Annotated in this window: 16 protein-coding genes; 2 read left to right on the top strand and 14 right to left on the bottom strand. The window is 45.7% G+C overall.

The annotated features are described in order from the left end of the window. Positions 1–238: 238 nt before the first annotated feature. Positions 239–661, top strand: coding sequence for a hypothetical protein (locus Q0438_RS06280; RefSeq protein WP_299188793.1), 423 nt, complete (start codon positions 239–241; stop codon positions 659–661). A gap of 538 nt (positions 662–1,199) precedes the next feature. Here Q0438_RS06280 and Q0438_RS06275 read toward each other — a convergent pair. Beyond that, entirely contained in the window at positions 1,200–2,030 is an 831-nt protein-coding gene (locus Q0438_RS06275) for a pyridoxamine kinase (protein WP_299188791.1), read from the bottom strand. Between the two features lie 174 nt (positions 2,031–2,204). Between Q0438_RS06275 and menA the strand changes: the two genes are divergently transcribed. Continuing rightward, positions 2,205–3,107, top strand: a complete 903-nt coding sequence (gene menA, locus Q0438_RS06270) for a 1,4-dihydroxy-2-naphthoate octaprenyltransferase (RefSeq protein ID WP_299188788.1) — start codon at positions 2,205–2,207, stop codon at positions 3,105–3,107. Positions 3,108–3,227: 120 nt separating this feature from the next. On the opposite strand, the gene Q0438_RS06265 is transcribed toward menA, so the two are convergent. The 13 genes from Q0438_RS06265 to Q0438_RS06205 form a co-directional block, all read right to left on the bottom strand. Next, entirely contained in the window at positions 3,228–3,941 is a 714-nt protein-coding gene (locus Q0438_RS06265; RefSeq protein ID WP_299188786.1) for a TetR/AcrR family transcriptional regulator, read from the bottom strand. Between the two features lie 178 nt (positions 3,942–4,119). Further along, positions 4,120–4,401, bottom strand: coding sequence for a ferredoxin family protein (locus tag Q0438_RS06260; protein ID WP_299188774.1), 282 nt, complete (start codon positions 4,399–4,401; stop codon positions 4,120–4,122). Next, positions 4,398–5,681: an FAD-dependent oxidoreductase gene (locus Q0438_RS06255; RefSeq protein ID WP_299188770.1), complete on the bottom strand. Its 1,284-nt coding sequence runs from the start codon at positions 5,679–5,681 to the stop codon at positions 4,398–4,400. The genes Q0438_RS06260 and Q0438_RS06255 overlap by 4 nt, the downstream gene beginning before the upstream one ends. Positions 5,682–5,886: 205 nt before the next feature. Beyond that, entirely contained in the window at positions 5,887–7,467 is a 1,581-nt protein-coding gene (caiC, locus tag Q0438_RS06250) for a crotonobetaine/carnitine-CoA ligase (RefSeq protein ID WP_299188767.1), read from the bottom strand. 1 nt (position 7,468) lies between these two features. After that, on the bottom strand, positions 7,469–8,680 hold the full coding sequence (gene caiB, locus Q0438_RS06245; RefSeq protein WP_299188765.1) for an L-carnitine CoA-transferase: 1,212 nt from the start codon (positions 8,678–8,680) through the stop codon (positions 7,469–7,471). A gap of 216 nt (positions 8,681–8,896) precedes the next feature. Then, the gene (gene caiA, locus Q0438_RS06240) at positions 8,897–10,033 is read right to left on the bottom strand and encodes a crotonobetainyl-CoA dehydrogenase (protein ID WP_299188762.1); all 1,137 of its coding nucleotides are present in this window, start codon (positions 10,031–10,033) and stop codon (positions 8,897–8,899) included. A 134-nt stretch (positions 10,034–10,167) separates the two neighbouring features. Next, a complete protein-coding gene (gene caiT / locus Q0438_RS06235) occupies positions 10,168–11,682 on the bottom strand; it encodes an L-carnitine/gamma-butyrobetaine antiporter (RefSeq protein WP_299188755.1) in 1,515 nt (504 codons plus the stop codon). Positions 11,683–11,694: 12 nt separating this feature from the next. Further along, positions 11,695–12,663 (bottom strand): acetyl esterase, encoded by a 969-nt coding sequence (gene aes, locus Q0438_RS06230; RefSeq protein ID WP_299188728.1) that lies wholly within the window; start codon positions 12,661–12,663, stop codon positions 11,695–11,697. After that, positions 12,660–14,261 carry a sodium:solute symporter gene (locus tag Q0438_RS06225; protein WP_299188726.1) on the bottom strand — a complete coding sequence of 534 codons (1,602 nt, stop codon included), beginning with the start codon at positions 14,259–14,261 and terminating at the stop codon, positions 12,660–12,662. The genes aes and Q0438_RS06225 overlap by 4 nt, the downstream gene beginning before the upstream one ends. 213 nt (positions 14,262–14,474) lie before the next feature. Then, complete coding sequence (locus tag Q0438_RS06220) at positions 14,475–15,263, bottom strand: enoyl-CoA hydratase-related protein (RefSeq protein WP_299188716.1); 789 nt, start codon at positions 15,261–15,263, stop codon at positions 14,475–14,477. A 10-nt stretch (positions 15,264–15,273) separates the two neighbouring features. Continuing rightward, the gene (locus Q0438_RS06215; RefSeq protein ID WP_299188704.1) at positions 15,274–16,194 is read right to left on the bottom strand and encodes an FAD-binding protein; all 921 of its coding nucleotides are present in this window, start codon (positions 16,192–16,194) and stop codon (positions 15,274–15,276) included. A gap of 10 nt (positions 16,195–16,204) precedes the next feature. Further along, the gene (gene fixA, locus Q0438_RS06210) at positions 16,205–16,963 is read right to left on the bottom strand and encodes a putative electron transfer flavoprotein FixA (RefSeq protein ID WP_299188694.1); all 759 of its coding nucleotides are present in this window, start codon (positions 16,961–16,963) and stop codon (positions 16,205–16,207) included. A gap of 471 nt (positions 16,964–17,434) precedes the next feature. Further along, positions 17,435–18,171 (bottom strand): aryl-sulfate sulfotransferase (locus Q0438_RS06205; protein ID WP_299188685.1); only part of this gene is annotated, 737 nt, incomplete at its 5' end.

Genomic DNA, 18,171 nt, shown 5'->3' with positions numbered 1-18,171 from the left:
TTGCAACTTCAAGGAATTTCAAATTTCGCAATTTCGCAGAATTCCGCAGCGAGCGAATTTGGATTTTAAATTTCACGGTCTATAATTTTAAATACGGAATGTGAAAAATTTTAAATTTCACTCCAAATTCTTTTAAAATTTAGCTCCATTACCGATTTTTATCTCAAAATTAAACGGACGACAATTGTCTTAAACTAAGGATTTTTCGCTACAATTTGCTTTTATTTAAGGAGAGATTATGGATAAACAAAGTGCATTAGAGTTTTTAAAGAGCCGCCAGCCGATGCCTGACGACGGCGAGATCACTAGCGAGCTAGCGCAGGGCTACGCGCAAGTAGCGGAGTTTTTTACCGCAAACCCGGACGCAGAGGCGCTGCCGCTATTTTTTGGGAGTCTGACAAGCGGCGACGGCGCGGGCAGTTTCCCGCTTTTAGAGGGAGTGCTGCTGGCCGCGGATCGCAACGCCGCGATAAAGGCGCTTTGCGACGCGCTGCAAAACGATAGTTCTAGCGCGGGCGCTAGATTTTGGGCGACGCTTTTTAGCGTAAATTTTATCTGCGACGAGGTGGTTGGCGCGCTCGAAGCATCACTAAAATACGCGAGCGAGGATATGAAAGAGTTGATCAAAGAGCAGATCGAGATGTTTCGGCAGATGCTTTAGGCTCTAAATTTAATGCGGCGCGCGCTTTGAAAGGCACCAAAAAGATAGAATTTGCGTAAAATTTTATCTTAAATTTAAAGTGTGCGCCGCGATTTTGAATTATAAATTTGATCGCACGGCATCTCTGTGCGGCTCATACGTCGCCGTCTTTTGCCGCTTGGATCATAATTTATTAGAAAGCAAAGCTAGCCAAGCTGTCCGTCAAGATAAATGCGTAATTTTGCCGTTTAAACCCGCGCCCAAAAAGTCTAGAAAGTAAAATTTTGCCGATCAAAAAGCTAGGAGTCGCGGAAAATTTGGATTTAATTTACAGCGTAAATTTTACCACGCGCGTAGCCAAAGCCCAAAACGTTTTAAATTTACGGATAGATTTATCACGCCGCATCTTACCGCGCCGCGTAAATTTTAAAATTTACGGCGATAAAATTTAAGCTATGTCTTGCGCGACCGACTTTCACGCAGCCATTAAAATTTAAAATTTTACTCGGCAAAATTCTAAAATAAAGCGGAGGCTACGAAACCTCGGAATTTTAAGCGTCTAAATTTTTCTTATGAGCTCGGGGATTACGACCTCGAAATCGACCCCTTCGTAGTCCTTACGCTCCTCGTCGCTCATCGTCTCTTTGATCGTGCTGACGACGAAGTCTGCGGCGATACGAACCGCCGTTTCCAACGACTTACCGCGCATTATTGCGCCGAAGGCTACGGCGGCAAAAATATCGCCGGTACCGTTAAATTTAACCGGCAGCAGCTCGTGAAAATACTCGTTCGTCCTGCCCGTGCGTGCATCATAGCTGAAAACCCCGCACTGATCCGCGATGTAGCCGATGCCTTTTAAAATGACCTGCCTGGCGCCCAGCTCTCTAAGGCGCGCAAGTAGATCCATGATGAAATCCCTATCCGCATCCTCTCGGTACGGCACGCCCGTAATCGCGCAGGCCTCGGTGATATTAGGCGTGATTACGTCGGCCTGAGTACACAGAAGCGCCATCATACGGGCAAAATCCTCGTTAAAGCCAGGATAAAATACGCCGTTATCGCCCATACAAGGATCGACTAAAATGGTCTTACCCGCGCCGCCGAAGCTCGCAAATAGCTCGCTCATAATCTCGATCTGCGCCGCCGAGCCCAAAAAGCCCGTGTAGATGCCGTCAAACACCACTCCGCGGTCTTTCCAGTGCGCCATGATCGCGCGTATCTGCGAGCTTAGATCGCAAAAGGTATAGCCCGAAAAGCCCGTATGCATCGATAAAACCGCCGTAGGGATCACGCTCGTGCTCATCCCCATCGCGCTAAGTATCGGCAAGGCGACGGTCAGCGAAACCTTGCCCACGCAGGATATATCTTGAACGGTAAGAACTTTTTTCATCACAATTCCTAAAATTTTTGGCTCTATTTTACCGCTATTTATATTAAAAAGGCGAATTCAAATAAAATTTACTCTACGAATAGTCTAAATTTATAATATTTTTGGCATTTTTCCGCTAAATTTTAAGCTGGATTTACCGTAAATTCGGCTCCAAAAATCAACAAAAGGCAAAAAATGATAACCCCAAAGGCTCTTTACGCATCAGCTCGCCTTAGATCGCTGCCACTTAGCGTCTCGGGCGTGTTGCTCGGTAGCGGTGCGGCATACGGCGCGGGCGTATTTAGAGCGGATATTTTCGCGCTGGCGCTACTTACGACGCTGCTGTTTCAGGTGCTCAGCGACTACGCCAACGACTACGGCGACGCGGTAAAAGGCACCGACGACGATGGTAGGCTGGGGCCGCGTCGCGCGATCCAAACGGGACAGATGAGCGCGGAGCAGATGAAGCGCGTCATCGTCATTACGGCGCTGCTTTCTGCGCTTTGCAGCCTTGCGCTAAGCGTTTTGGCATTCGGCGAGCGGTTTTATCTCGTGCTACTATTTTTAGCACTGGGCGGCGCGTCGATATTTGCTGCGATCCGCTACACCGTGGGTGCCGGTGCATACGGATATCGGGGGCTCGGCGACGTTTTCGTGTTTTTGTTTTTTGGACTACTTAGCGTGCTGGGCTCGTACTTTTTATACGCGCGTTCGCTCGATGCGGCGCTGCTGCTGCCTGCGTGCGCGTGCGGGATGCTAAGCACGGCGGTGCTAAATTTAAATAATATGCGCGACGTACAAAACGACGCGCTCAAAGGCAAGCGCACGATCCCCGTTCGTATCGGGCTGCGCGCGGCCAAGCTCTACCACTACGCTCTTATCGCCGGCGGAGCAGGATTGATGCTTTGCTACTCGCTTTTGCGCGGCGAGCTGGGCGTAAAACTACTCTACATAGCTAGCTTTGTGCCGCTTGTGTGGCACCTATTTTTCGTCTTAAAAGTGCGGGAGTGCCGCGACTTCGACGGGCAGTTAAAGGTCGTCGCGCTCTGCACGTTTGCGATGTCGGCGCTGTTTTTCGTCGGGGAAATTTTAGGCTAAATTTAAATATCTTTTGAGCGGAATTTTTGAAAGATTGCTCCTGCGGCAAAATTTTAAATTTTACCCGCGTTCGCAATACTGCTCGCGCGCCATCCTCTACACTCAAAAATATATGGATTTTTAAATTTTAATCAGTTCGTTATAGCATTCGTCCAAAATGTGGATATGCTCTTTCTTTATGCAGCAGTGAAACATATGATAATAGTATTTTAGCGTCAGCTCGGTAGCCTTCTCTTTGGATAAAATTCCGCCCCTAACGTCTTGAAGTATCGTTTTATTAAAGCGCAGGCAGATGTCATTGAAATCGTCTATATTTAGCTTCTCGTCCAGATAGCCGTCTTTGATGCAGTTTTCGAGCATAAAAAAGCTTCTTGCGTGAATGTCGCTTGATTTAAACATCCTGCCTAAAAAGATCGGCAAATTTTTGTGGCTTTCGTTTGGGAAGAGCTTATAGTACTGCTCGATATATTCGTTAAATTTACCGTTGCTGTGCGAGAAAAATAAAATTTCATAAATTTCGGGCTTTTCATAAGCGAAATCGCAAAAACACTTGCAAACCCGCATATAGACCTCGATAGAATTTTTGCATTTCTCTATACAGGCCGACAGGGCTTTATTATACTCTCCAAGCTGATTAAACGTAGCCAAGAAAACCAGGTGCGTTAAATTGTCGAAATAATTATAAAGCGTAGCGCTCGAATACCCCGCTAAATTTGCGGTATCTCTTATATTGACGGCGTCGATGCCCTTCTTTTCTATAATTTCGTTTGCCGCGTCGATGAAATACTTCATCATGCGCGATCTTTTTATACGCTCTCTTGTATCCTTGTTCATAAAAAACCCTATCTAAATAAATTTATGATTTTATTATTCCTATTTTTCGAAAAAATAATTATAGTTTAAAGTCTCTTTAAAAATTTTTAATCCACTCAAAATTTATCCAAGCAAACGGCTTTTTTTCAAAATTCCAACAAGCCGAATTCATAAAATAAATTCGGCTTGTTTTGCCTTCTTAGCCCTCTCTGTATTCAACCCCGAAAGTACCGTTTGGATACTCCCATTTTTTGATTATGGTATTACCGCAAAGCGCTCTGCACGTACCGCACTCTAGGCAGCCCGCATAGTCGAAGTGGTAGCCGTTTTCGTCCTTTTTATAAAGTCCTGCCGGGCATGCGACCTCTAGCTTTGCGAATTCGCTCGCATTTATATCGTCCACAAGCTCGATATGCGCGTTACTCTCATCTACGAAAAATTTATCTAAACTTAGTTTTGCATCAACGTTTACGGTTTTCATATCGACTTCACTCCCTTAAATGCATCTTTGATGAGATTCATATAGCCGACTTTCTTGAGTCTTGGCAAAATTTTACTTCTTAGCGGCTGGCTAGGTCCGTTTATAACGAAAAGATCCTTCATAATGCCGCTCATCATCTTCGGATAATCATCAAAAATTCTCTCGTTACCCAAGAACTCAGGCAGATTTTTATAAAGCTTAAGATCGCTCATCACAAAGCTCTCATCAAGCATCTTGTCATACGACAAGCTATCTGCGCTAAAATCTCCCGCAGCTTTAGCTTTTAGCACGGCTTTTGCAGCCAATACGCCGCTTTCTACCGCTAGATCCATACCGCGTACGGAGTATCCTACGTTTAGGCAAAGACCCGCTGCGTCGCCTGCTACTATCACGCCGTGATCGCTTAGCTTTTTGATAGAATTTAGCCCGCCTTCAGGCACGATGTGAGCCGAGTATTCGGTCGTTTTGCCGTTTTTGATAAGAGGTTTAACCGCAGGGTGATTTTTAAAATTTTCCAGCATTGCAGGCACGCTCATATCGCTTACGTGCGAGTTGTGCAGACCGAAAACCACGCCCAGAGATATCGAAGTTTCGTTGGTGTATAAAAATCCGCCGCCCATATGCTCGTTTGACGCGCTTCCGGCAAATAGCCACGCAGCGCCCTCGTTGCCGCTTACGTTAAAGATATCCTCGATCCTGTCTTTGCCAAGCTCGATGATCTCTTTTACGCCGACCGCACAGGTATGCGGATTTAGCTCGTATCCTAGGCCGTATTTTGAGCAGATGGTGGAGTTCGCGCCGTCTGCTACGATCACGACGTCGGCTCTCATCTCTTCGCCGCCCGCGATCACGCCGCAAACCTTGCCGTCCTCTTTAATAAGATCGTCAACTCTGATGCCCGCTATTATAGAAGCTCCCGCCTCTTCGGCTTTTTCGCCCAGCCACGCGTCAAATTTAACCCTCAAAACCGAATACGATAGATCGGCTTTGTTTTCGCTAGGCTTTAGAGCGTACTCCATCGTGACGTTATCGTCTGCGGTGATAAACGATAGCTTCTCGCGAGTTATTAGCCTCTCGATCGGAGCGATTTCCGCAAAATTTGGAAAAACCGGCTCGATGCTGTGCGCATAAATTCTGCCGCCGCTCATATTTTTAGCCCCTATAAAGTTGCCTCTTTCGATGAGCAACACCTCAAGCCCTTCCTTTGCCAGCAGATACGCCGATATGCAGCCGGCGATGCCGCCGCCGACGATTATCGCGTCAAATTTTTCATCCGCCATTGTTTACCTTTCATGCGTCGTATCGCCCGCTTATACTTCGTTGATTTTAAAATTTTAATGCTCACATACTTCATGTATGCTCCGCTTAAAATTTTAAAATCGCCTCGTCTAAGCCGGACGTTACTTCCGCTTAATTTGTTTTAAATTTTGCTTTTATCTCGTTTCGAGACGACTTCATTCGTCGATCGGCGCATTGCCGACGCGACTAGCCTTGTTTTAAATTTTCGTTCAAATGCTCGCTTCTGAGCACGTTTTTCTTTACCTTTTCCGTACAGGTTTTGGGCAAAGACGAATAAAACCGCACGATGCTCGGGACTTTAAATTTAGCAAGCCCCTGCGCGCAGTATTGTTTGACCTCGTCTTCGCTTAGGCTTTCGCCCTCTTTAAGCACTACGCATGCTTTTATCAGTTCATTATCAAAGTTATCCGGCACTCCAATTACTGCCGCTTCAAAAATTTTATCGTGGGTTTGCAGATAGGTTTCGACCTCTACGCTAGATACGTTCTCGCCTGCAACCTTTATCAAATTTACGTCCCTATCGACGAAATAAAAATACTCGTCCTCGTCAAAATATCCGATATCGCCCGTATGTAGCCAGCCATCCTTGTCGATGGCTTTGTTCGTTGCCTCGGCGTTTTCGAAATATCCGTCAAAGATAGTCTTGCCTCTTTCGCCTCTTACGCAAATTTCGCCCTTTTCGTTCGCGCCCAGCTCCTTGCCGTCTTTATCCACGATCTTTGCCTCGTAGAAAAAGCCCACTCTGCCGATAGATGGGAATTTTCTCTTTTCGTTCGGTCTATCGCCGATGAGTCCAACGACCGTTTCGCTCATTCCGTACGAGCTTAGCACGCTTTTTACGCCGAATCTTTGCAAGAAATCGTCCATATCTTTTTGCGCGATATTGAGGTAAAAAAGCATCTGTTTTAGGCAGTGATTCTTTTCGTTCGCTTTAACGGGCTGCACCATCATCGTGCAGATCATCTTGGGTATGCACTCGGTGATCGTGGCCTTATGATAAAGGATCTGATCCCAAAATTTACGAGCCGAAAATCTCTCCAAAATCACGAGCGTTGCGCCCCTGGAAAATGTCGGCATCATAACGGTGCACTGCGCGTCTATATGCCAAAGCGGCATAGCGGTTAGGTAGATATCGCTGCTTTCTAAATTTATCTGCCAAGAGGTGTAAAATCCCGCAAAAAGCAGATTATAGTGCGTTATCAGCACGCCCTTTGGAAAGGACGAGGTGCCCGAGGTAAAGATAATCTCTGCCGGGCATAGATTGCTAAACTCCTCCTCTTTTAGCTGCGTGCTTTGCTTTTTTATCTCTTTATCAAAATCTACGTGTGCGTGGGAGTCGTGCGCTTTTATAAGAACGATTCCGTTCTTAAATTTATAGTTTTTCTCCTCGATCTCCTCGTAAATTTTAACGAACTCGCCTTGCGTTATTACGGCTACGGGCTTTGTTTTTTGGATGATAAAGAGCGCATCGGCGTAAACGTAATTAGCGTTTATCGGCACGGCTATCGCGCCTAGCTTTGCTATCGCCATTAGGGTTAGGACGTACTCTATGCTGTTTAGCAAGTGGATCGCTACGAACTCGCCCTTTTTGACGCCTAGGCTTTTGAGCAAATTTGCCGTTTGGCAGATGCGCTCATCCAAATTTTTATATGATAGGCTTGAAATTCGCCCTTCGGCGTCTTCGCAAATGATCGCCGTTTTGTCTGCGTGAGTTAAAGCTAGCTCGCGAAAATACGCGCCCAGGTTTTTCTTGCCTATCATATCCATGTTATTTCTTTACCCTTATGATTTTTTCGTCGTTTAGCTTTTGAACCTGCTCGTTCGTATAGCCTAGGTGAGCCATGATGTCGGCCGTATCCTCGCCGTAGCTTGGCATAGGACGCCATATTTTGCAAGGATTGTTTTTAAATTTAGGCATTACGTTCGGGCCTTTAAATTCTTTACCAGCTTCGTTTTTCCACGTAGTAAAGCTATCGCGCGCGATATATTGAGGGTTGCTTTGTAGCTCGCTTACCTCAAGTACTTTTGCGCCCGCTACTTTTAGATCGGCTAAAATTTTAAGCGACTCTTCGATGGTTCTCTCGCCGAAGAATTTATCAAGAGAGGCTTCAAATTTATCGTTTACCTTCATCTTGCGGCTGATTAGCTGAGTGCCCACAGGTACGTCTTCGCCGCCGTAAAGATCGCTGATGCCAAGTAGCTTAAACATCTCTTCTACTTGATATGAGCCGACGATTTCAAATACGATATAGCCGTCTTTGCACGTATATAGACCGCATCCTGCGTAAAGCGGATCTTTGCCTTTGATCATTCTTGGGCACATTTCGCCGCCGTTTAGGTAGTCCATCATATAGTATTGGCCGACTCTTAGCATTACTTCATACATCGCTACGTCGATGCTCTCGCCTTTGCCGGTTCTTTGAGCGTTGTAAAGAGCCGCAAGCACGGAGCTAGTAACGCTCATACCGCACATATAATCAGCCGTATAAGGGAATGCAGGCATCGGTTGGTTTTGATCGCCGTTTTGGATCAAATATCCGCTAAATGCTTGCGCGATCGTGTTGTAAGCGGCTAGATTGGTGTATTCCGGATCGCCGTATTGACCGAAGCCTGAGAGGTGAGCGATGACTAGCTTTGGATTGTGCTGCCACAAAACCTCATCGGTGATTCCTTTTTTAGCAAACGCAGGGCCTTTGCTCGCTTCGATAAATACGCCGCACTCGCTTATTAATTTGTAGAAAATTTCCTTGCCCTCTTCGCTAAAGATATTTAGCGAAAGAGCGTATAAATTTCTGCGGCTAAGCTCTTTATAGTTTTGTTGAACTCTTATGGTGTCCGGATATTTTGAGTTTTCTATCCAGATAACGTCCGCTCCCCACTCGGCAAGAGTTTGCGCCGAAAACGGTCCTGCGATCTCCATCGCCGAAAATACTACTTTGACGCCGGAGAGGGGGCCAAATTTTGGTGTATTAAATTTCATCTTTTTTCCTTTCGCTTTACTATACTTCGTTGGATTTTAAATTTACTCGGTCACATACCGTGATGTATGCTCCCGTCGTAAATTTAAAATCCGCCTCGTCTAGTTTCGCGATACTTCCGCTTGTTTTAAATTTTGCTTTGTCTCGTTTTAAGACGGCTCGCTAAATTTGATTTAAATTTAGCGAGCTAAACTCGTAAATTTTAAAATTTACGCCTATTATCTGTATTGCTTCAAGATCGCTCGTCCTAGAGTTAGGATCTGCATCTCATCTGAACCGCCAGATAGTCTATCTACTCTTAGGTCTCTCCAGAATCTTGAGACTCTGTGTCCGGTTACGCCGATACCGCCGAGAACTTGGATCGCGTCGTCTACTACCGCAAATGCGTTGTTCGCGCAGTAAAATTTACACATAGCGCTCTCGCCTGTTACGTTTAGACCTTGATCCATCTTCCAAGCTGTGCTATAAACCATATATTTCATAGCGTTTAGTCTCATCGCCATGTGGGCGAATTTCTCTTGGATAAGCTGAGTTCTGCCGATAGTTTCGCCGAACTGTACGCGCTGATTTGCGTATTTTGCGGCGTCTTCAAATGCGCAGTAAGCTATGCCGTAGTTTGTGCAAGCGACCAAAAATCTCTCTGCGTCAAATTCCTCTTTAACGCGGTTAAAGCCGTTGCCGTACTCGCCGAATACGTCTTTTTCCTCAAGCTCTACGTTATCAAATACGATCTCGCAGCAGCTATCCATTCTAAGGCCTAGTTTATCAAGCGGAGTTAGCTTGATGCCGGGTTTGCTCATATCCACAAACCACTCGGTAAAGATCGGTTTTTCGCTCTGGCTGTCTCTTGCCATTACGACGATGTACGGAGTGTGCGCGCTTGAAGTGATGAAGCATTTTTGTCCGTTTAGATAAACTTTGCCGTCTTTTTTAGTGTAAGTAGTTTTTAGGCTACCGACGTCTGAACCCGCGCTTGGCTCGGTGATAGCGGAGTTCCACATCTGTTTGCCGGTACCGCGGAAAGCGAAAATTTTATCTATTTGCTCTTGTGAGCCGTATTTTAGGATAGTGCTAAATCCTGGAAGTTGATAAAGCACGTATGTAGGCGCGCCGCATCTGCCAAGCTCTTCCCAGATAGCTGCTAGAGTTACCCAGTTAGCATCCATTCCGCCATGCTCCTCAGGAAGCAGCATAGTATCTACGCCAAGCTCCGCTAGCTCTTTTACCCATTTGATCGGATACTCGTGCGCTTCGTCGCATTTAGCGAAATACGCCTCCCAGTTTTCTCTCTCCATTAGTTCTCTAACGCCTGCGACGAAGAGTTGTTGTTCGTCGGTTAAACTGAAATCCATCATATCTATTCCTTTCTATTTTGCGCGTCGTCTCGCTTTTATAATGCGATCTTCCGCTTATTTTTAGTTTTTAAAATTTTGGCTTTGCCTCAAATTTAAGGCAAAGCGACAAATTTGACCCCGCTTGGGGTCAAATTTTAATACCAATTATTCTTCTTCGCATCCTTAAAGAACGAAACAAGGATTAGGATATTTACAAAGAATAACAAGCTACCGCCTGCTATAATAGCCGTCTGGATAGGTTTTAGTCCGCCTAGCGCAAGCAATGTAACGCCGATAACGCCGACTAGGATAGACCAACCGATTCTAACCCATAGAGGCGGCTCGTCGTAACCGCTAGCCTCTTTACAAGTACTCATCGCAAGCGTATAAGAGCACGCGTTGATAAGCGTAACCGTAGCGATGAAGCATAGGATGAAAAATCCCCAAATAGTTATAGTTGAAAGCGGCAACGCAGCCCAAGTCTCAATGATACCGCGAGCAAGGCCATGCGTAGCGATAATGCTCGGTAGATCGATAGCCTTTGTGATCATAAGGTGCATAGTGTTGCTGCCAAGAATCGTCCAAAGTATCCATGTCGTAGTCGTTAGACCCGCAACCATACCTACGCAAAGCTCGCGTACGGTTCTACCGCGTGAAATACGCGCCAAGAAGATACACATCTGGATACCGTAAACGACCCACCAAGCCCAGTAAAATACCGTCCAGCTCTGAGGGAAACCGCCTTGACCGATCGCATCGGTGTTAAATAGCATGCGGCCTAGGTTATTAAACATCTGTCCTACGCTATCGGTGAAGTAGTTGATCGTAAATGTAGAAGCGCCTACGATAAGTACCCAAGCTAGCATGATGATCATTAGGTAGCTTCTTACGTCGCTGGCGATCTTGATGCCTTTGTTTAAGCCAAACGCCACGCAAATAGCGTTAAATACGACCCAGCAAGATATGATCATAGTATCAAGAGCTAGAGTTCTTTTAACGCCGAAAAGCCACTCGATGCACTCGGTAACAAGCGGAGTAGCAAGACCCAGGCTCGTTCCCATAGCAAGGATTAGCGCAACGATATAGAAGTTATCGATAAGTACGCCTAGCCAGCCGCGAGCTAGTTTCTCGCCGACCGCAGCCTCGATAGTACCGCTTGGTCTAACTACGCTCATCTTTTTAACGAATAAGAAATATCCAAACGCTACTGAAAGCAAGCTATAAGTCGCCCATGGTAGCGGTCCCCAGTGGAACAAGCTGTAAGCAAGACCGAGATCCTGCGCTTGTCTGCTCATAGGCTCAAGACCAAACGGCGGAGTAGTTACATAGTAGTAAATTTCAGCCGTACCCCAGTACAAGACGGCTGCGGACGTGCACGAAGCAAACATCATAAATATCCAGCTAATAGTGCTAAATTCAGGCTTGTCGTTCTCGTCGCCGATCTTTTTGTTCTTCATAGGTCCGAAAACCAACCAGAACCATCCGATCACCATGATCACCATATACCACTCAAAAGCCCAACCCCACGAACCCGTGACGTAAGCAAACATCGCATCGATAACTTTATTAGCCGCGTCCAGATCCCTTACGACTAGCCAGCTAAGTATACCGACGGTAATTAACGAAGGAAAGAACACCTTTGGTTCTATCCCGACTTTTTTCTGAGCCATTTGAACTCCTTCTTATGAGATTTTGAATTTGTTTTTGATAAACTCCGCCCCGTCTTCTAGGGCGCCGCTTGCCGCTTCCATCATTCTGCTAAAGTGCAAAAACGCGTGCATAACGCCTTTATACTCTTTAAATTTGCTATCGTTTCGTTCCTTTAAAATTTCATACAACGCTACGCTGTCGTCTTTGAGCGGATCAAATTCGCAAGCGCCTATAAAGCAAGGCGGCACGCCCCAGGTAAGATCGGCGTTTAAAATATTTACGTACGGCTTCTCCTCATCCTCGCTGCTTTGTAGATACTCTCTAAAATAATATTCCATATCTTCAGGCCTTAGCCAGTCTATCTCGTTGCCGTAAAGCGAGCGAGAGGCCGAGTCTTTTAAGCCGTAAAGCCCGTAAAATAGCGCCATAGCCTTTACGCTGCCGCTATCTTTGCCGCCGTCTCGTCTATATAAATAGGTGCCCATGCACATATTAGCGCCCGCGCTATCGCCGGCGTATGCGATAAAATCGGGCGAAATTTTATATTCTTTAAAATTTGCCAAAAAATGATCGATCGCCGCGTCGCACTCTCTAATCTGAAACGGATATTTTTTATCCGGCGCCAAGGTGTAGTCTATGCCGATCACCGCGCATCCGCTAAGACCTGCTAAAATCCTCATAATCCTATCGTGCGTGTCGATGCTGCCTACGACCCAGCCGCCGCCGTGGATGAAAAATATCGTTTTGTATTCGCTCTGTAAATTTGGATAATAGATCCTAGTCCTGATGCGGCTTCCTTCAAATTCGACCCAAACGTCTTTGCTATCATGCATCACGGGACCGCCCTCGTTCCAAAATTTTCTCTCGTTTTCGTAGTTTTGCCTCATCTGCTCGTTTGTCTCGGCAGGCTCGGCAGGAGCGTTAGCTAGCTGAACTTCTACGACCTTTTTCATCTCGGCCGAGAGCTTAGCTACCACGTCGATTTTATTTTTTACGTTCATAACATTCCCTTTATTTCATTGTAAGGCACCGCCCAATACGTGATCAATAGCCACGTAAGAACGGCGCCCGAAGCTATCAAAACATAAGCGTAAATTTTATCTATCTTGTAATCTTTTAAATTTTGCTCGCTTTGCGGCAGGATATGTAAATTTGTCTGGAATTCCATCTCTGCGGCGGTTCTTTTTTGCCCTTTTGAGCCCAGTATCGCCAAAGCGATACTGATAAAAACTCCTATAAAAAACGGATCGAAGAAATTTTTAAGCGGCACGCCGGCAAACTCCACTAAGGCTTTGCTGCCGAGGTATCCGAAAAATCCGCCCATCATCGATAAAAACGCGCCGCGCTCGGTAAGCCATTTGCTCCAAACGCTAGCAAAGGCTAAAAATCCCCAAGAAGCTGCGATTATCGTGCTTGCAAACCACGCCATGATGCGGATGCTCGCTAGATCGAAATACGCCACTATAAGCGCCGCGACGCTAACAACGAATACGACGATCCTGGTAAAATTTACCTGCTGCTTTTCGCTTTTAAAATTTATCTCGAAAATATCGTTTGCGAGGCTAAAGCTAACGACCGATAAAAATGTCGTCGCCGAGCTAAGGCCCGCAGATAAAATTCCCGTTAGCAAAAACACTCCAAGCACCTGCGGCACGACCTCGTAAGCCGCCCATATGATGACTTGCTCCGGTTTTGCCATATTTGGATTTAGCTCTATTATGCTAATTGAGATGATATAAAGAAAAAGTAGGAAAAATATCGTTAAAAGCGCGGAAATCACGCCTGAGCGAAATATAACGTGCTCGTTTTTAGACATCAAATTTCTGCCCGCTTGCCACGGACTAACAGAGACCGTTACCAGCCAAACGATACCTAGCGTCACGGCGTAGCTAACTATATCAAATACGCTTCCACCGCCGGTGTTGCCGTGATAAGACAGCAGGTCTTTTGGCGTGTTAGGATTTACGGCGAGCTTTTGGATCAAATTTGACACTCCGCCGACCTCTGCAAAAACAAAATATCCCACGAAAACGGTCGAGAGCAAAAAGCACAAGCACATCGCCGTATCTATGATGATGACGCCTCTTGAGCCCGAATATATCGTAAAAAGCAGTATGCATAGCCACGATATGAAAAGACAGATCGCTCTGTCAAATCCGCTAAGCGCCTCCATCAAAATGGACGTTCCCGTAATCACGCTAAGTAGATACGCGCTTAATGAAATAACCGTGATGATGCCGGCAAATCTTTGAATTCTTTTTGAATTAAATCTGTAAAAAAAGTAGCTAGGCATCGTATTTACTTTCGCGCGTCTGATAAATCTGCCAAAATACAGCGGTCCTATGATATAGCCGCATGCGCAAAGGGTGTTGATAAGAAAGATCGTAGTGATATTACCGCCGTAAGCGTAAGCCGTATCACCCATAAAGCCGTTGGTGCTTAGCATCGAGGCAAACATCGTGCCTGCTATAAAGATGGTTGTAGAATTTCTACCGTTTACGTAAAAGTCCTCTAGGTTTTTAACCTTTTTACCGGCGTAAAGACCTATGAGTAGGTAGATGCAGATACCGATAAAAACGCCAACCATATAAACGTTCATCTTAATCCTCTTTGATCTTTCTTTGCTCTGAGCTTAAATTTGCGCTCAAGATTATGCCCGTTACCACAAGACAGACGCCCGTAAATACCGAAAAGATAATCTCTCCCATAAAAGCCCCCTCTTGTTTATGTTTTTGAAAATTTAAAACCGCGTTTAAATTTACAAAAGCATAAGGCGCCTCTAAATTTTAAGAGGCGCGCTCTACTTATTTGATTATTTGCCCGACCAGTTCGGTTTTCTCTTCTCCATAAAGGCAAGAGGCCCCTCTACGCCGTCGGCAGTCTTTTCGATGAAGCGGTAAGCGGTATCTGAATACCTCATCGCATCGTCAAGCGACATAGACGGAGCTACGTGCATGATCTCTTTCGTGATCTTTAGAGATAGCGGAGCGTTTGCCGCGATAGTCTCGGCAAGCTCGATAGCTTTGTTCATTAGCTCCTCTGGCTCTACGACGTAGTTTACGATGCCGATCTCTTTTGCTTCGTCTGCGTAGATTAGCCTACCGGTTAAGCATAGCTCCATAGCGATCTTTCTAGGAAGCTCTCTTGCCATGCGTACTAGACCGCCGGTTGATGCGATAAGACCTACTTTTACTTCAGGTAGTCCAAATCTAGCGCCCTTAACGGCAACGATAAGATCGCAAGATACGGCTATCTCCATACCGCCGCCTACGGCTGTGCCGTTTACTGCGCAGATGATAGGTTTAGCGCTTAGTCTGTTCGTAAGACCGCCGAATCCGTGCTCGGTAACGGTTTGGCACTCGCCGGTGCTGCTTAGCTCGCTTAGATCCTCGCCGGCGCAAAAGCTCTTCTCGCCCGCTCCTGTTACGATGATAACGCGAACGGCTTTATCTTTCTCGGCTAAATTTAAAATTTCTTCCATTTTTGCAGAAGTAGCGCCATTTAGCGCGTTTCTTTTCTCCGGTCTATTGATCGTTAGGATTAAAATTCCGTCTTCTCTTAACTCGCTGATAACTTCGTTTGAACCGTGATAATTTGCCATTTTATTCTCCTTATTTTAAAGCGTTTACAAGCGTTGGAATGACCTTATAAAGGTCGCCTACGATGCCGTAATCTGCATAATCAAAGATAGGTGCGTTTTTGTCTTTATTGATAACGATGATCTTGCCTGCGTCTTTTACGCCGACCATGTGCTGGATCTGTCCTGAAATACCGACTGATACGTAAATTTCAGGTTTTGGCATAACGCTTGAGATACCGATATATCTCTCGTGCTCCATCCATTTTTCGCTTTCGGCGATCGGGCGTGAACAACCAAGCTCTGCGCCAAGAGCCTCGCAAAGCGCGCGAGCCATCGCAAGATCTTCCTCTCTTGCGATACCGCGGCCGACAGCGACGATTCTTTTTGCTTTATTAAGATCGACCGAGCTTGATTGTTTCGGAAGCTTGTTAAGGCATTTGATAGCGCTTTTCGGCTCTACAAATTCTAAAGCTTTCGGCTCTTTGTCGCTTGCGGAATTTGCCTGTGCAGGGGCGAACGCTCCGCTGTTTGCGACTATGATCGCGATGCTTGAGCCGATTTTCTCGCTACCTACGGCTAGACCGCCGTACATCATCCTTTTACAAACCACGCCGCCCTCTACGCTTACTTCGTTTACCTCGGTGCAAACGCCCGCATTTAGCTTAGCGCCTAGCATCGCAGCTACGGCTTTGCATCTTCTGGAATTTGGCATTAAAACTATGCCGCTTTGACCGTTTAAAGCTTTTGCAAAGCTAGGGACCAAATTTTCTGCTAGCTCGCCCTCTTTAGCAACCAAAGCCTCATCCGCTCCGAGCGCAAATGCTTTTTTTGCGTCTTCTGCATTCATTACGAAACAAATTACCTTTTCGCCAAGCTCTTTCGCGCCGCCCATTACTTCTTCTAGGCGATTTGCCGCATCGCTAAAAACCCATACGTTAGAAACTTTACTCATCGCCTTCTCCTTAATTCAACGCTTTTTTGAAATTTGCCGCAAATTCGGCGATCTTCTCGTCGCTATCGCCCTCTACGATCACTTTTAGCCTATCTTTTTTCTTAGGCGCTTTTACCTCTTTTAGCTCTACGACGCCGTTTAGATCAAAATTTGAATCCATAACGTTTACCGGTTTTTTAGCGGCCGCAAGGATCGCTTTCATGCCAGGAATCGCAGAAGTGTTGATATCGGTAGATACGCATATAAGCGCAGGAAGCGCGATCTCAAGCTCTTCGATCTCGTTTTCAAGCTCTCTTTGAACTACGATTTTTGAAGCATCGATAGATACGATTTTATTTACGCAGTTGATCGCAGGGATATCAAGAAGTGCGCCTACTCTAAGACCGGTTTGACCGGCAAAAAGATCGCCTGAGCCGTCGCCGCAGATGATAAGATCAAAGCCTAAATTTGAGGCTGTTTGTTTAAATATCTCGGCAGTGTCGCTAGGCAGCGAGTTTTCAAATTTATCGCTTGATATAACGACGAGCTCGTCTGCGCCTCTTGAAAGGATATCCTTTCTAACTTTCGTATTTTCAAGGCCTTTGCCACCTATGCTTAGCACTTTGATGTTTGCGTCGGCATTTTTCTCTTTGATGTCTACTGCCGCTTGTAGGGCGTTTAGATCAAACTGGCTGATCTTCGGATTCGCCTTACTAACGTCAAGAGTTTCACCGTTTACGGCGATATCTTGTTCTTCTGGAACAACTTTGCATCCTACTAGGATCTTCATCTTTACTCCTTATGGTCATTAAATTTTGACTAAGTCATAATCAAGTTATTTTTCTAATCGTGATTATATAATAAATATGATTAATTGTCAATAGTTTTCTAAATAAAAGAAGGTAATATTTAAATTTAATAATTTATTAAGCTTTTTGTATGTCGGTATTCGTATATATGCGCTAGAATCGATATTTTATAAAAAACATATCGACATCATTATTTACGCGCTAAGCGCAAATTTGGCCCATTTATTTAGATAAAATTCAAATTTATACTTCGTAAGTTTAAATTTTTATATTAGCTAATAAAATTTCTTGGATAGTTTATTATTGCCTTTAGTTCTGCCTATTCTACGGTATTTGCAAGCAACCTGCTGTTGTATATCGGATCTATAATCTGGTAAAAAGCAAGAGTGGCTCTGAAGCTAGCTTTGACTCAAAGCGGCCGCGCCCGAAACGCGACCGCTAAATTTTAAATTTTACTTCTCAAACGCCTTTTCTAGGCTAAACGGAAACGCCTGATAGCCCATCGCGTTGGTCATTTTGATTTCGATTGACGGCTCTTTTGCGCCCCACTCAAACTCGTTGATGTGAGGGCTAGGCACACCGACCGGGCGGCCTTTGGCGATGTCAAACTGCATGCCCGCAACCGCTGAGTAAACCATCACGCTATCTAGGTCGTCTTGATACTGCGCTAGCGAAGTGACCGAGCTGTACCACTCGCTACCGCGCTGTTTGCCATACTCCCAGACCTGCTCGACGGTTTTAGCTTTTTCGTCGATTTTATAAACGACCGCGCGGGAGTATTTCATACCCGCCATCGCAGGCTGCTCCATGCCGCGGGTGTCGCCGTTGTCAAAGACAGTTAGATAAACGACGCCTTTTTTGGACTTGCTGTCGATTCTAAACGCCGTATGCTGCGTCCACTGCCAGTCAAATCCGCCCGTTTCGCTTTCGTAGCCCGGGCATTTTGAGTACTCGTCCTCGCAGACGATTTTTTTGCCGTCTTTATCCACCGGCTGAAGCAGGAATCCCTTAAACTGGTCCTTCCAGCCCTTGTGCGCGCCCATTATCCATTTGACTTTTTTGTCGCGGCCGATCTTGATGACGGCATCTTGGTGGCGGCTGGAGATGATGATGCTATCGTCACTTGGGTCGTAGTCCACGCTATTTACGTGCGCCCAGTTGCGTCCAGGGCCAGAGCCCACGATGTCGC

The sequence above is a fragment of the uncultured Campylobacter sp. genome (genome assembly GCF_938030785.1).
In the GTDB taxonomy this organism is placed as follows: domain Bacteria; phylum Campylobacterota; class Campylobacteria; order Campylobacterales; family Campylobacteraceae; genus Campylobacter_B.
This window is presented reverse-complemented; position numbering and strand designations above follow the sequence as displayed.

Excerpts from the sequence above, each read along its gene's own strand:
- Q0438_RS06220 (WP_299188716.1), bottom strand. The coding sequence starts at position 15,263 with ATGGCAAATTATCACGGTTCAAACGAAGTTATCAGCGAGTTAAGAGAA.
- Q0438_RS06265 (WP_299188786.1), bottom strand. The coding sequence starts at position 3,941 with ATGAACAAGGATACAAGAGAGCGTATAAAAAGATCGCGCATGATGAAG.
- Q0438_RS06260 (WP_299188774.1), bottom strand. The coding sequence starts at position 4,401 with ATGAAAACCGTAAACGTTGATGCAAAACTAAGTTTAGATAAATTTTTC.
- caiT (WP_299188755.1), bottom strand. The coding sequence starts at position 11,682 with ATGGCTCAGAAAAAAGTCGGGATAGAACCAAAGGTGTTCTTTCCTTCG.
- aes (WP_299188728.1), bottom strand. The coding sequence starts at position 12,663 with ATGAACGTAAAAAATAAAATCGACGTGGTAGCTAAGCTCTCGGCCGAG.
- caiC (WP_299188767.1), bottom strand. The coding sequence starts at position 7,467 with ATGGATATGATAGGCAAGAAAAACCTGGGCGCGTATTTTCGCGAGCTA.
- Q0438_RS06225 (WP_299188726.1), bottom strand. The coding sequence starts at position 14,261 with ATGAACGTTTATATGGTTGGCGTTTTTATCGGTATCTGCATCTACCTA.
- fixA (WP_299188694.1), bottom strand. The coding sequence starts at position 16,963 with ATGAAGATCCTAGTAGGATGCAAAGTTGTTCCAGAAGAACAAGATATC.
- Q0438_RS06255 (WP_299188770.1), bottom strand. The coding sequence starts at position 5,681 with ATGGCGGATGAAAAATTTGACGCGATAATCGTCGGCGGCGGCATCGCC.
- menA (WP_299188788.1), top strand. The coding sequence starts at position 2,205 with ATGATAACCCCAAAGGCTCTTTACGCATCAGCTCGCCTTAGATCGCTG.
- caiA (WP_299188762.1), bottom strand. The coding sequence starts at position 10,033 with ATGATGGATTTCAGTTTAACCGACGAACAACAACTCTTCGTCGCAGGC.
- Q0438_RS06280 (WP_299188793.1), top strand. The coding sequence starts at position 239 with ATGGATAAACAAAGTGCATTAGAGTTTTTAAAGAGCCGCCAGCCGATG.
- caiB (WP_299188765.1), bottom strand. The coding sequence starts at position 8,680 with ATGAAATTTAATACACCAAAATTTGGCCCCCTCTCCGGCGTCAAAGTA.
- Q0438_RS06275 (WP_299188791.1), bottom strand. The coding sequence starts at position 2,030 with ATGAAAAAAGTTCTTACCGTTCAAGATATATCCTGCGTGGGCAAGGTT.
- Q0438_RS06215 (WP_299188704.1), bottom strand. The coding sequence starts at position 16,194 with ATGAGTAAAGTTTCTAACGTATGGGTTTTTAGCGATGCGGCAAATCGC.